The sequence below is a fragment of the Paludibacterium sp. B53371 genome (assembly GCF_018802765.1).
Taxonomy (GTDB): domain Bacteria; phylum Pseudomonadota; class Gammaproteobacteria; order Burkholderiales; family Chromobacteriaceae; genus Paludibacterium.
Window position 1 is genome coordinate 3,040,666 of sequence record NZ_CP069163.1, and the last position, 12,442, is coordinate 3,053,107.

General features: G+C 61.9%; 14 protein-coding genes. 9 read left to right on the plus strand and 5 right to left on the minus strand.

Going from position 1 to position 12,442, the window contains the following annotated elements; translation table 11 throughout:
- Positions 1-320 precede the first annotated feature (320 nt).
- Entirely contained in the window at positions 321-2,369 is a 2,049-nt protein-coding gene (locus tag JNO51_RS14410) for a M3 family metallopeptidase (RefSeq protein ID WP_215778577.1), read from the minus strand.
- Between the two features lie 77 nt (positions 2,370-2,446).
- On the opposite strand from JNO51_RS14410, the gene JNO51_RS14415 reads away from it, so the two are divergent.
- Both JNO51_RS14415 and JNO51_RS14420 read left to right on the plus strand, forming a co-directional pair.
- On the plus strand, positions 2,447-3,004 hold the full coding sequence (locus tag JNO51_RS14415; RefSeq protein WP_215778579.1) for a gamma carbonic anhydrase family protein: 558 nt from the start codon (positions 2,447-2,449) through the stop codon (positions 3,002-3,004).
- Between the two features lie 58 nt (positions 3,005-3,062).
- Positions 3,063-3,527, plus strand: coding sequence for an RDD family protein (locus JNO51_RS14420; protein WP_215778581.1), 465 nt, complete (start codon positions 3,063-3,065; stop codon positions 3,525-3,527).
- Positions 3,528-3,578: 51 nt separating this feature from the next.
- Here the strand turns inward: JNO51_RS14420 and tpx are convergent, their stop codons facing one another.
- The 4 genes from tpx to JNO51_RS14440 form a co-directional block, all read right to left on the minus strand.
- The gene (tpx, locus tag JNO51_RS14425; protein WP_215778584.1) at positions 3,579-4,076 is read right to left on the minus strand and encodes a thiol peroxidase; all 498 of its coding nucleotides are present in this window, start codon (positions 4,074-4,076) and stop codon (positions 3,579-3,581) included.
- 94 nt (positions 4,077-4,170) lie between these two features.
- On the minus strand, positions 4,171-4,548 hold the full coding sequence (gene crcB, locus JNO51_RS14430; RefSeq protein ID WP_215778586.1) for a fluoride efflux transporter CrcB: 378 nt from the start codon (positions 4,546-4,548) through the stop codon (positions 4,171-4,173).
- On the minus strand, positions 4,548-7,373 hold the full coding sequence (locus tag JNO51_RS14435) for an ATP-binding protein (RefSeq protein WP_215778589.1): 2,826 nt from the start codon (positions 7,371-7,373) through the stop codon (positions 4,548-4,550). Before JNO51_RS14435 ends, crcB begins: the two co-directional genes overlap by 1 nt.
- Positions 7,373-8,044, minus strand: a complete 672-nt coding sequence (locus JNO51_RS14440; RefSeq protein ID WP_252346094.1) for a hypothetical protein — start codon at positions 8,042-8,044, stop codon at positions 7,373-7,375. The genes JNO51_RS14435 and JNO51_RS14440 overlap by 1 nt, the downstream gene beginning before the upstream one ends.
- A gap of 230 nt (positions 8,045-8,274) precedes the next feature.
- Here JNO51_RS14440 and JNO51_RS14445 point away from each other — a divergent pair, with 230 nt between their 5' ends.
- Genes JNO51_RS14445 through JNO51_RS14475 form a run of 7 tightly spaced genes read left to right on the plus strand, consistent with a single transcriptional unit; the run spans position 8,275 to position 12,436 of the window.
- A complete protein-coding gene (locus JNO51_RS14445; RefSeq protein WP_215778591.1) occupies positions 8,275-8,586 on the plus strand; it encodes a hypothetical protein in 312 nt (103 codons plus the stop codon).
- An 18-nt stretch (positions 8,587-8,604) separates the two neighbouring features.
- Positions 8,605-9,228 (plus strand): hypothetical protein, encoded by a 624-nt coding sequence (locus JNO51_RS14450; RefSeq protein WP_215778593.1) that lies wholly within the window; start codon positions 8,605-8,607, stop codon positions 9,226-9,228.
- A 48-nt stretch (positions 9,229-9,276) separates the two neighbouring features.
- Positions 9,277-9,750, plus strand: coding sequence for a hypothetical protein (locus JNO51_RS14455; RefSeq protein WP_215778595.1), 474 nt, complete (start codon positions 9,277-9,279; stop codon positions 9,748-9,750).
- Complete coding sequence (gene sctE, locus JNO51_RS14460) at positions 9,657-10,946, plus strand: type III secretion system translocon subunit SctE (protein WP_215778597.1); 1,290 nt, start codon at positions 9,657-9,659, stop codon at positions 10,944-10,946. Before JNO51_RS14455 ends, sctE begins: the two co-directional genes overlap by 94 nt.
- Positions 10,947-10,963: 17 nt before the next feature.
- The gene (locus JNO51_RS14465; RefSeq protein WP_215778599.1) at positions 10,964-11,524 is read left to right on the plus strand and encodes a hypothetical protein; all 561 of its coding nucleotides are present in this window, start codon (positions 10,964-10,966) and stop codon (positions 11,522-11,524) included.
- 11 nt (positions 11,525-11,535) lie between these two features.
- Complete coding sequence (locus JNO51_RS14470; protein WP_215778602.1) at positions 11,536-11,937, plus strand: hypothetical protein; 402 nt, start codon at positions 11,536-11,538, stop codon at positions 11,935-11,937.
- Entirely contained in the window at positions 11,930-12,436 is a 507-nt protein-coding gene (locus JNO51_RS14475) for a hypothetical protein (protein ID WP_215778604.1), read from the plus strand. The genes JNO51_RS14470 and JNO51_RS14475 overlap by 8 nt, the downstream gene beginning before the upstream one ends.
- Positions 12,437-12,442 lie beyond the last annotated feature (6 nt).

The following is a 12,442-nucleotide window of genomic DNA, read 5'->3' on the forward strand; positions in this document are numbered from 1 at the left end:
ACCCCGTCGTTCAATTCGCGCCCGGATCGTGGCGCACCGCTTCCCACAAACCGTAAAGACTAGCACTGCATCAACGCACCTGCGCGTCCTGGCCAGTGGGTATCGCCGTACTTCATGACGGTTGATCCCTGGCTGCGGACAGCGCGGTGGACGCCCACGCTCCCCCTGCCTGCACGCTGTTGGATCACGTTACCAGCCATGCGCAAAAAAAATGCCCCCGCATGACACGGGGGCGACGGTCTGAGTCCTTGGGAAGACTTTTACGTCCAAGCTCGCTGCTGTTGGTTACACAACAGATAGTTTGAAATTTCTGATCAAGATTAGTTCCCGGTTCTGAGCAAATCTTCCACCATGCCGGAATGACGCAGCAGGGCATCGATCTGCGGATCACGGCCGCGGAACGCCCGGAACGACTCCATCGCCGGGCGGGAGCCGCCTACCGACAGGATTTCACGCCAGAAATGCGCCCCGGTGACCGCATTGGCACCCCCGGCCTCCTCAAAGGCACTGTAGGCATCCGCCGACAGCACTTCGGCCCACTTATAGCTGTAGTAGCCTGCAGCGTAACCCCCGGCAAAGATATGGCTGAAGCTGTTGGGGAAGCGGTTGTAGGCCGGCGGAAAGTTAACCGCCACCTCCTGGCGGACCTGATCCAGCAGGGCCAGCCAGTCCCCCTGGTCGGCATCAAAATCGCTATAGAGCAGCATGTCGAACAGCGAGAACTCGAGTTGTCGCACCGTCTGCATGCCGGACTGGAAGTTGCGTGCGGCCAGCATTTTGTCAAACAGGGCCCGCGGCAGCGGCTCGCCCGTGTCAACATGGGCACTCATCCCGCCCAGCACCTCCCACTCCCAGCAGAAGTTCTCCATGAACTGCGAGGGCAGCTCGACCGCATCCCACTCCACGCCCTTGATGCCCGAGACCGATAACTCATCGACCTCGGTCAGCATATGGTGCAGGCCATGACCAAACTCGTGGAACAGCGTGATCACCTCATCGTGGGTAAACAGGGCAGGCTTGTCGCCGATCGGGCTGCTGAAGTTGCAGGTCAGGAAGGCGACCGGGGTCTGCACGACCCCCGCCTTGACGCAGCGCGCCCGGGCATCGTCCATCCAGGCACCCGGCCGCTTGCCTTCGCGGGCATACAGATCAAAGTAGAAGCTGCCGATCACCCGGCCCTGACGCAGGATCTCGTAATAGCGCACCTCCGGATGCCACACCTCGGCCGAGGCCTGACGCACCTCAATGCCAAACAGGGTATTCACCACCCGGAACAGACCGGACAGCACCTTGGGCTCGGGGAAGTACTGCTTCACCTCCTGGTCGGAGAAGGCGTAACGCGCCACGCGCAACTTCTCGGAGACATAGGCCAGGTCCCAGGCTTCCAGGTGATCCATGCCCAGTTCCTCGCGGGCAAAGGCTTCCAGCTCGGCACGATCGCGCAGGGCGAACGGCCGGGCACGCGACGCCAGGTCACGCAGGAAGGCAATCACCTGAGCCGGGCTCTCCGCCATCTTGGTGTAAAGCGACAGTTCGGCGTAATTGGCAAAGCCCAGCAGCTGCGCCTCTTCGCGATTGAGCTGCAGTTTCTCGCGCATCACCGGGGTATTGTCCTGTTCGGCCGGACCGAACTCGGAGGCGCGCTGCACATAGGCATCGTAGAGTGCATGGCGCAAGGCGCCGTCCTCGGCATACTGCATCACCGGCAGATAGCAGGGGAACTGCAAGGTCAGTTTGTAACCGGTCTTGCCCTCCTGGGCAGCCCAGGCCGCCAGCATGGCGCAAACATCCTCGGGCAGGCCGGCCAGCTGGCTGGCATCGTCCAGATAGAGACTGAATCCGTCGGTGGCATCCAGCACGTTCTCTTCAAAGCGGGCCGACAGCTCGGCCAGGCGGCTTTGCACCCCGGCAAAGCGGACCTTGTCGGCATCCGGCAGCTCGGCACCGGACAGCTTGAAGTCACGCAGATTGTTTTCGATGATGCGCTTGCGCGCCGGGTTGTAGGCGGCATAGGCAGGCTGGTCGCACAGTGCCTTGAAGCGGGCATACAGGGCCAGGTTCTGCCCCAGCTCGGTCCAGAACGCCGACAACTGCGGAATATTGGCGTTATACACTTCGCGCAGTGCCGGGGTATTCACCACGGCATTCAGATGGCCGACCACCCCCCAGCAGCGCGACAGGCGTTCGATGACTTCATCAAGCGGCTCGACAAAGTTCTCCCAGGTCGGGGACTGGGCATCAGCGGTCAGACGTGCCACCGTTTCGCGCGCCTCGGCCAGCAGGGCTTCCACGGCGGGCGTCACGTGTTCGGGCTTGATCTCGCCGAAGCGTGGCAGATCGGTGAAATCAAGAAGCGGATTGGCTGTCATTGTTTTGGCATTCCTTTTACCATGATTTGGGTATGATATGCCGCTTGGCACTATCAGCGAATATGAGGACCGAGGCCATGAATCACAATATCCGATCTTACGACGGCATCCGGCCGCAGATTGATCCCAGCAGTCACATTGATCCGGCCGCCGTGGTCATCGGCGATGTCAGCCTCGCGGCGGGCAGCTCGGTCTGGCCCTGCGCGGTGCTGCGCGGTGACGTCAATCACATCCGCATCGGTACCGGCAGCAATATCCAGGATTTCGCCATGCTGCACGTCACCCACAAACGCAGCGATGATCCCGAGGGTGCCCCGCTGATCATTGGCGAGCACGTCACCATCGGCCATCACGTCACGCTGCATGGCTGCACCATCGGTGACGAGGTGCTGATCGGCATCGGCAGCATCGTCCTCGACCGGGCTGTGATTGAAAAACATGTGCTGATCGGCGCCGGCTCACTGGTTCCGCCCGGCAAGCATCTCAAGTCCGGCTATCTCTACCTGGGCAACCCGGTCAAGGCCGTACGCCCGCTCAGCGCCGAAGAGATCGCCTATTTCCGCTACTCGGCGGAGCACTATCAGCGCCTGGCCGCCAAGCATCAGGCCAGCCTGGCTGCCGACCGGACTGAATAATCCTGCAACACAGGCCGGGTAGGCTGACCCGGCCTTCCCTCTCCCTGGCGAACCTCCGATGACACAAGAAGTTGAATACGTCGGTTTTGTGCCGCGAGCCTGCGCCTGGTCTGTCGACAAGCTGCTGGTGCTGGCGCTGACCAGTCTGATGGCCTGGGCCTGGCCGGTCGCCGGGCTGAGCTGGCACGGGCTGCTGGCCTGTGGCAGCGAGCTGGCCTGCTGGCGTCATCAGTTACCCTTGCTGGTCATGGCGGTCGCTCGCTGGTTGTTGCCCGCCGTTCTGACGGTGTTTTTTCTGACCCGCATCCGGGCCACGCCAGGCAAATACCTGCTGCGCGCCGAAGTCGTGGACGCCCGCACCGGCGCCACCCTGACCCAGCGCCAGGCCTGGCTGCGGACCCTGGCCTGCCTCCTGTCCTATCTGACGCTCGGTCTGGGCCACGCCTGGGTGATCATTGACCGGCGCAAACAATCCCTGCATGACAAACTTGCCGGCACGGTGGTCATTCGCCGCCGCCAATGACAAAGCCGCTCACGGTGACCCGGTGAGCGGCCTGATACAGTCAGTCAGTCCTTACAGCACGGCCAGCGCAGCGGCATAGTCCGGCTCATTGGCGATTTCGCTCACCAGCTCGGCATGCAGCACGCGGTTATCGGCATCCAGCACCACCACGGCACGGGCACACAGCCCGGCCAGCGGCCCCTGGGCCAGCTTGACACCGTAGTTCTGCAGGAATTCAGGGTGACGGAAGGTCGACAGATTCTTGACGTTTTCCAGTCCCTCGGCACCGCAGAAACGTTGCTGGGCGAACGGCAGGTCGGCCGAAATGCACAGCACCACGGTATCGGCACGATCCGAGGCTTGCTGATTGAACTTGCGCACCGAGGTGGCGCAGGTCGGGGTATCGACACTGGGGAAGATATTGAGGATTTTCTTCTTGCCGGCAAAGGCCGCCAGCGACACATCGGACAGATCAGCCGCCGTCAGCGAGAAATCCGGCGCCGCCTGGCCCTTGGCCGGCAAGGAGCCCGCCACTTCAACCGGGTTTCCCTTCAACGTAACAGTAGACATTGCGCAATCCTTCAGTTTGTTGTGGTGATCTGCTGAAGTTTGCGCCGCCCCCGGCAAAAAGCAACCCTTTATCCAATACGGTTATCGCAAAAAACTATTTCAGCGACTGAACCGTGGCCATGCCCAGCAGCGTCATGAGCAGCGAACCGCTGACATGCAAGGCGATGGCGCCGAAAGCCCACCAGAGTCGCCCCTGTTGCAACAGCGTCGTGGTTTCGGCTGAAAAGGTGGAAAACGTCGTCAGGCCACCGAGAAAGCCGGTGATCACCATCAGCCGCCACTGCGGCGGCAACTCGGGATGGCCGGCAAAGAAAGCGACCGCCACCCCGATCAGATAGCCGCCGAGCAAATTCGCCGCCAGCGTCCCCAGCGGCAAAGTCGGAAACAGGTGATTGAGCTGCAGCCCCAGCCCCCAGCGCAGCAGACACCCGAACGAACCACCCAGCGCGATGGCCAGCATCGAATACCCCATCAGCGCTCTCCTTCGGCGTGCTCACTGCGACCATCCACCCGGCGGCGGGTCTGCAGGATCGGCGGGGCCCAGACTTCGCCCGGCCGCTTCTTGCGCGTCGCCAGCGTCAGCTCGGACGGCGCAAAAATATTGATATTGTGGGTGTTCGGCGTGGTGATCAGATACTGCGCCTCGGTCGCCTTGAGGAAACCCGCCACCCGGTCGATATTGAAGATATCCAGATGGGCGAAGGGCTCATCGATGAACACGAAGCCGGACGGATTGGCTTCATCCATCATCAGGGCGATCAGCAGGATCAGCGATTTCATCACCTGCTGACCACCGGAGGCCTCGCCGTCATTCATGCCCATCATGCCCTTCTGGTCGAAATTGAAGCGCAAGGCCAGACCAGCCTGTGCCAGCACGGCATCGTCATTCTCCAGTTGCGGCAGCTCCACCTCGACGCCGATGCCGGCCAACTCGCCCAGACGGCGGACATTCTGGCCATAGGCCCGCACCGTGGCACGCAGCTTGTTGATATAGGCGGCGCGGGCGTCACCGGTCAGCGCACTGGCACGATCCACTTCCTGCTGACGGCGCTGATGCTCACGTGCCAGCTGTGCCAGGTCGTCAAGCAGCTTGTCCTTGAGCGACAACACCGTCTCGTCGGTTTCCCAGTCACCACTTTGCAGACGCTCCTGCAGATAGTTGAGCTGATGACGGGCATCGGCGGCACTGTCGTACTCGTCCAGCAGGGCCTCGACCCGTGCGGGCGCCAGCGCCCCATCCGGCAGGCGGGCCGCCCCCTCGCGCAACTCCAGCAGCAGGCGGCGGACCTGACGACGGCTGCCATCGACCTGGCCGCGCAATGCGGCCAGTTGCGCCAGGCCATCCTGCTCGCGCTGGCACACCCGGTCATGCGCCAGACGGGCATCGCTATAGCGCTGGTCGGCGGCCGATTTTTCCTGCTGGGCCTCTGCCAGCTGTCCGCCCAACCTTGCCACGGCCTCCTGCAGGCCGAGCAATTGCTGCGCCAGGGCCGCAAACTCTTCGCTGCGGGCATCCAGGGCGGCAATGGCATCCATGCCGCCGAGATACTCGGCCAGCGCCGCCGCTTCGGCACTCAGCGCCACCAGCCGCTCCTCGTGAGCCAGCACCTGCTGGTTGAGCTGCCGCAGCGACTCGCGCAGCGCCAGCAGACGCGACTGACGCGCCCCCTCGCCAAACGCGTACTCGTGCGGCGCCACACCGATATGCCGTGCGCCGCGCCGCTCGCGGAAATAACCTTCGCGGGTAATCCAGTCGCCGTCGACCTGTTCGGCCGCCGCGACGTTCTCCACCCTGGTCACCTGCCCCAGCTGGCGATACAGCCAGTCCGGCGCCGCCGCCGAAAAACGCAGCACTTCCAGCACACTGCCCGGCCTTGCCTTCGGGGCCTGCTCGCGCTCATGGACCAGGAAGTGACGGTAGCGCAAACGCTCTGCCAGCTGCCAGGCGGCACGCCGGTCTTCTGCCCGCTCCAGCAACACCACATGGCGGTAGGGACGCAGCAGCGCCTCGACCGCGCCCTGCCAGCCGGCATCCAGCACCTCGACAATCTCCGACAGCATGCAATGGCGGATATTGGCTTCATCCAATGCCGCGCGGAACTGCCGCACCTCATCCGGCGCCCGGCCGCGGCCGATCTCCAGCGCCTCGACATGCTGGCTCATCTCGCTGCGCTGCTGCTTCATGGCACGCAGGGCATCCCGCACCGCTTCACTGTCAGCACGCAAGGCCGCCAGTTTCTGCGCCAGGGCGCCGGCATCTTCACCATACTGCTTGCCGGCCAGGGCCTGCAGTCGGTCACGCTCTTTCAACTGCCCCTGCACCGCGGCCACCTCGGCCTTCAGGGCGACAAACTGATCCTGCAGGTGCTGACGCTGCGTTTCAGCCGCCTCGCGGGCTTCGGCAGCGCTTTGCTCGGCCTGCAGCAGCTTCTGTACCAGATCCAGACTGTCGCCGTGCTCCTTCTCCGCCACGCGCAGAGCGCGCAGCTGGCTGCGGTAGCCCTGCCACAGCGAGGCAAAGCCAGCCCGGGCGTCCAGATGGCTCAGCACCGGCAGCGCCTGATCGCGGATCAGCTCGATGCGTTCGGCCAGCTGCCGCCACTCGACATAGCGGTTGGCGCGGGCACGCATGGTTTCCGCCCGGGCCTCCAGCGCCTCCTCCTGACGGGTCAGGGCCTCCAGTTCCAGCTCGGTGGCTTTTTGCTCGTCGCGGGCACGCTGATAGTTGTCCAGCACGTCCTTGTCGCCGAACACCTGAAACACCAGGTCCAGCAGTTGCCGCGGCGAGTACTCGGTCAGCTTGTCGGTATCGCCCTGCTCCAGCGCCAGCACCTCGGCCACCGCCGAGGTCAGACCGGCGACTTCCAGCTGGCGTCGGTATTCCTGCACCCCCAGCCATTGCGCACGCCCTTCGGCCTCCTCCAGTGACACATCGCCCTCGAGGATGGCGTAATGGCGCACCCAGTCGCCACCCTGCTTGCGGATGCGGCACAACAGCGTGACGGTCTCGCTGACGATCGGAAAGAAGGGCGTCGGATAAAGGCCGCCGGACAACCGGCGCGGGTTATCCACCACCCCGCGCAGAAAGGCGAAGGCTTCGCGGTTGTTGCGCACATAGCGTTTGTAGTCGCGCTTGCCGGAACACTTGATCGCCAGCAGGGTACGCATGGCATCCAGCAGGGTGGTCTTGCCCGAGCCGTTGGGCCCGATGATGGTGACAATCTGGGCATCGAGCGGCACAGACAGCCGCTGCCAGAAGTCCCAGTGCACCATTTCTACCGATTTCATCTGGAACATCAGTCGCCCTCCACCGAGTCATCTGCAGCCTGCGGCGTCAGCGCCTGACGGCGACCAAGCACATCGGCCAGCGCCCCTTCGATGATGCGTGGCGCCATCTGGCTGTAATCGATCATCAAATCCAGCATCGGCCCTTCCAGCAGCATGCGATTGCGCCGGATGACAAAGCCCAGGTTGGCCAGACGCCCCAGGTTGGCATTGAAACGGGTCCGTCCGCCCAGCGCCTTGCCGAAGTCGGCATAAAGCGCATCCTCCGACACCCCGGTAGAAACGGTCTCGCCGGTTTCCACCGGCTTCTGCGCACCGAACATATCACCCTGCCCTTCGCGGCCGGCTTCAACCCGGGCAATTTGTCGCTCGCGCTTGGGCAGGATGATCTGTGCCCACAGGATGACCAGCAGGGCCACGCCATCGCGCGGCAAACCCAGATTGTTATTGACCCAACTGTCGCCGGCGCCGAATACCGGTTCGATCATCGGCGGCAGCAAGGCGACCGCAATATGCTCGGCATAGGGGTTCTCGACCAGCCGCAAGCCGACCTCGGCCAGACGGCGATCCAGCTCGTTGCGAAAAATGTCATCCAGCAGCGCTCGGCGCGCCAGCGGATCGCTGCGACTCACCACGCGATGCGCCAGCAGGCGCGCAGTCAGGGTTTTAAGTTCGATATCCATGTGATCCAGGGCAGGAATGAAAAGGCGTCAGATGCCCGCGAGGCGGCGGGCAGAGAGGCCGGCCGCTTCATAGAAAGCGCAATTATTTCACAGCTTGCGTGTATCCCGAAATTTCCCCTCCCGGCCGGCCGGCTGCCTGTTGTCGATTCCGCAAAGCCAAAGGGGAAAGACAACAGCTTGGTCCGGTCGACCTGCCTACGATGCATGACATCAACAGAGGCGGATATCTCATGAAAACGACAACGAATCCTTTCGAGCAGATGACCGAGCTGATGCTGCAACTCAAGGCCCAGCTCGCCGAACAAATGGCGCTGACCAGACGCATCAAGGAGGAAATCGGCCTGCTGGAACAACGAGCCCCGGCCGACGCCAAGGCTCGCGACACCCTGGTTCGTCTGGGCTCGCTGATGAAGGAAGAAATTGGCCCCAAGCAGCAGAAGCTGACCGCCCGGGCACAGGCCATGAAGTCCGCCCTTTCGGGCACCGATTCCCCAACGGCGGCCACCAGCGGCAAAAACAAGCCGCGCCGCTCTTTTATTTGACCCACCAGGAGTTATGCCATGCAAGTCACTCCCCCGTATTACAGCGACAGCCAGTTCAATCCTCCCACGACCAACACCGCTGATGTCTCAGCGGCACAGGATACGAAGTATGCGTCGCTGGCCGACCTGATCAATGCCCAGAGCTTCAACCCGGTCATGGCCTTCTATGAAGCCATGAACTCGGTACTGGAATTTGCCGGCCAGATGGTCATCCTGCAATCGCAACTGATCCAGCAACACAATCAGGAAGCCGCCAATACCAAACAGGCCTCGGCCAACCTAGGCGCGACCATCAATGGCATGACTGACGCCAACAGCACGGCTGACCTGCCTTCTGACGTCAAGAACACCTACGAGCAGTACGATGTTGTCATCACCTGGGACGGCGGCTCGGGCTCCATCGATGACTATCTGAAAGCCATTGGCAAGGAGGATGGCAAGGACCTCGACAAGGAGCAGCTGACCCGCATCCAGTCGGCACTGGACAACACTTCGGACCAGTACAGCAGCCTGTCTTCGCAAGACCAGATGAAGACTCAGCAACAGATGCAGACCTATGCCACGGCCTCCAGCAACATGACCACGGCACTGAACAACGTCAAGACCATGCTCGACGCCATCGTGCGCAACATGGGCGTGTAATGGCGCCAGGCATGCTCTGGCATGCCTGGCCTTTCAAGGAGAGCCGGCATGCCTGATCACTCCCGTGCCGCAGTCTTGCAACATCTGCTGCAAAACGGCGTCACCCTGCAAGCGCTGATGGATATCGACCCAGGCGAGCTGGACCAGTTGTATCTGCATGCCTGCAATGCGTTTGGGCAACAGGACTATGCCAGCGCCTACAAATGGCTGACGCTGCTGACCCGTCTCAGTCATTGGCAATTTGACTATTGGCTGGCACTGGGACAGACCTGCATGCGCCTGGACCGGCTGGAAGAAGCGGTACACAGCTTCAGTCAGGCGGCGCCATTGCGGCTGGACGATCCGCGTCCGCCGGCGCTGAGCGGGGAATGCCTGCAGCGAAGACAGCAGTTTGACGCCGCCGCCGAGGCCTATCAGGCCGCCCTGAGTTGTTGCGCGGACCGCTCGGAACACCGCGCCCTGCGGCAACACATCGAGCAAGCATTGCGCGCTTGCGCCTCGTCCAAGGAGACCTCGACATGACCACGATTGCTTACTTGCCGTCTCTCGGCACCACTGCTCTGCCCAAGAGTGAATCTGCAGACCAGACCGCCCCGATCGGCCAGGAGATCCGGTCGCAGTACTTTGATCCGGTAGAAGACGCCTATCTGGCCCTGGGCGCGGTCCTGGATCAGGCCCTGCCGTCTCAACCATCCCGGCTTGATACGCCCAAGGACGCCGAACCGCCCGCACCACCCGCCGCAACGGGCAAGACAGACAGCCCGGGCTGGCATCAATTACCGCCACCGAAAACCGGTACACGGCTGAGCGATCTGCGCAGTCTGCTGCAAGGGCTGCTGGAGAAAATGCAGGCTCAGGGCAAAGGCAAGAAGATCAGTGTCGACGATATTCAGCTCATGCCCGTCGACAAGGTGATGGTGGCCATCTCCTGCAATATGTACGACAACAGTATGGAATTGGCGGCGATTGACATCGATGGCATGAACAAATCCAACGATGTTATCGCCAGCCTGCGCTACAAGCAGTGTGATGATCTGCGTGATCAGATCGACAAAGCGCTGGCCGATCAGAAAAAAGCCAAGAAGGGTGGGATTTTCGGCGCCATCCTGAACTGGATCAATACCGCAGTTCACGCCATTATCGGCGTCGCCAAGATTCTGGTGGGCAATGTTGTCGGCGGGGTTGCGGACCTGGTCACTGCCGGCGCCCTGCTGGTCAAGTCATTGATGAAAACCCTGGCGCTGGTGGACCCCAACCATAAATCCACCTATGACAAGGTCGCCGATATTGCCGGCAAGATTGCGCTCTTTTCTGAATTGTTCAGCCTGGGCAGCGCCATCACCGGCATGGGCGCCGGCACGGGATCCAAACTCATGCAGGGCGATGGCAAGTTCGCCAAGCTGCTACGCGGCATCGACAAGAACATGACATACCTGGAAGCGGCCAAGTTCACGACTTTTGCCGTGACCCCTGCCGCCGAGCAGATCACCAGTGGGGTGATCGATCTCAACAGCGCCAAAACACGTAAACAGATCCAGGATGACATCAACGATTCGATGTTCCTGCAATTTCTGATTTCACAGCTGGACGCCAAGGCCAGAGACCTGCAATCCGAGGCAAGCGATTACATGACAGAAGCGGCCAACAGCATGCGCCGTGGCAATGACAGTCTGAACGTCCTGCACCAAAGCCAACGATTGATCATCAATCCGATCTGAGTATCCGGAGCCCAATTATGAACGTTACCTCATCCACGCGACCCGGCGCAGTCGACAATGTCGACATTCGCCAGGGCGATGTCCCGTCCATTGCGCTGCTGATGCGTGTCGTCATGCAATCGATGATGGAAATTCACAGCATCCTCAAATTGATCGACCAGAACAATCAGGTCACCGCCACCGCCATGGCCAGGTTGAGCTACAACACGCGCAGCGAAGCGGCGCAGAACAATTACCAGGCCGAAATCACCAAGGCCTCCGCCAAAATCGCTACCGGGGTGACCTCGGTGTTTACCGCGCTGCTGCCCGAGAAAAGCCCGCTGGGCAAAATGGTCAACAGCTTCAACCAGATCGCCACCGGCTCGGCCGAACTGAAGGCAGCCGAGTTTGAGCTGGACGGCCAGCAGAATATGGCGGATGCCGAGTTCCAGCGCGGACTGAGTGAGCAATCGGAAAAAAATGCCGAGGGCTCGGCCAATGATGCCCGCCAGGTACTCAGCAATCTGCAGCAGTTCAGCCAGGCGCTGGTGCAGGCCGATGCCAACATCCAGCAAAGCAACAGCATGAAAACCGACTGAGGACCGTGAACATGGATCCTGTCAGCGCCTACCTGCACCGACACGGCCAGCCTGTCCAGCCTGAGTATTTCCTGGGCAGTCACTATCTGCTCGGACAACGTCTGGCGTGCCGGTCATTTCAGCTGACCTACCGACTGGACGGCAACAGGCTGATTCTGTGTGACTTCCGTGCGGTGTCTCACGACGGGCTCGCCGTCCAATCTCTGCGGACGCTGATGCACCGGATCATGGCCGAGGTCGAGGCGGTCCACACGGTCGATGCCATGATTTTTGTCGAAGAGCCCGACCCGCTGCTGGCACAGCAACGTCAGCGGCTGGTGAGGCTCATGCAACAGGAAGGGGCAGAAACCGTCTTGATGGATGGTGCCCCCTGGCTGCGTATCACCTGCAGAAAAGAGGGTCGCGATGATTGATCTCCCTCATTGGCAAGCCGGCCGGATGTCCGCGGCCACACAGCACCGGGTGCGTCAACAGGCAGCGGCGTTGTGTCTGGGACACACCACGCCGGCGCAGCTCAATGGTCTGGACAGCGCACAGCTCGCCGCGGCCTACGAACGCGGCCATGCAGCCTGGTTGCAGGGCGACCTGGACAGCGCCTGCATGGAGTTTGCCTGGCTGGTGATGCAACAGCCCTTCAACCCCCAATATCACCTGGCGCTGAGCGCCACCCTGCAGGCCAATGCACAAGCCATGCTGGCGCTCTCGTTTTGCCACTACGCCCACGCCCTGCAGCCGGATGACCCACACGCCATCTGGCAGATCGCGACCTGTCTGGCCCAGCTGCATGACCTCGATGCGGCGCGAGCGGCCCTGCAGGATGTGCTCTGCCTGTGCGAAGGCCGGCGCGGCAACGAAGGTTACCCCGAGCTGGCACAGCAAGCCCGGGCCAAACTGCAAACGCTGCATTACTGACAAACT

Coding starts and splice junctions, on each gene's coding strand:
- JNO51_RS14410 (WP_215778577.1), bottom strand. CDS start 2,369: ATGACAGCCAATCCGCTTCTTGATTTCACCGATCTGCCACGCTTCGGC.
- JNO51_RS14415 (WP_215778579.1), top strand. CDS start 2,447: ATGAATCACAATATCCGATCTTACGACGGCATCCGGCCGCAGATTGAT.
- JNO51_RS14420 (WP_215778581.1), top strand. CDS start 3,063: ATGACACAAGAAGTTGAATACGTCGGTTTTGTGCCGCGAGCCTGCGCC.
- tpx (WP_215778584.1), bottom strand. CDS start 4,076: ATGTCTACTGTTACGTTGAAGGGAAACCCGGTTGAAGTGGCGGGCTCC.
- crcB (WP_215778586.1), bottom strand. CDS start 4,548: ATGGGGTATTCGATGCTGGCCATCGCGCTGGGTGGTTCGTTCGGGTGT.
- JNO51_RS14435 (WP_215778589.1), bottom strand. CDS start 7,373: ATGTTCCAGATGAAATCGGTAGAAATGGTGCACTGGGACTTCTGGCAG.
- JNO51_RS14440 (WP_252346094.1), bottom strand. CDS start 8,044: ATGGATATCGAACTTAAAACCCTGACTGCGCGCCTGCTGGCGCATCGC.
- JNO51_RS14445 (WP_215778591.1), top strand. CDS start 8,275: ATGAAAACGACAACGAATCCTTTCGAGCAGATGACCGAGCTGATGCTG.
- JNO51_RS14450 (WP_215778593.1), top strand. CDS start 8,605: ATGCAAGTCACTCCCCCGTATTACAGCGACAGCCAGTTCAATCCTCCC.
- JNO51_RS14455 (WP_215778595.1), top strand. CDS start 9,277: ATGCCTGATCACTCCCGTGCCGCAGTCTTGCAACATCTGCTGCAAAAC.
- JNO51_RS14465 (WP_215778599.1), top strand. CDS start 10,964: ATGAACGTTACCTCATCCACGCGACCCGGCGCAGTCGACAATGTCGAC.
- JNO51_RS14470 (WP_215778602.1), top strand. CDS start 11,536: ATGGATCCTGTCAGCGCCTACCTGCACCGACACGGCCAGCCTGTCCAG.
- JNO51_RS14475 (WP_215778604.1), top strand. CDS start 11,930: ATGATTGATCTCCCTCATTGGCAAGCCGGCCGGATGTCCGCGGCCACA.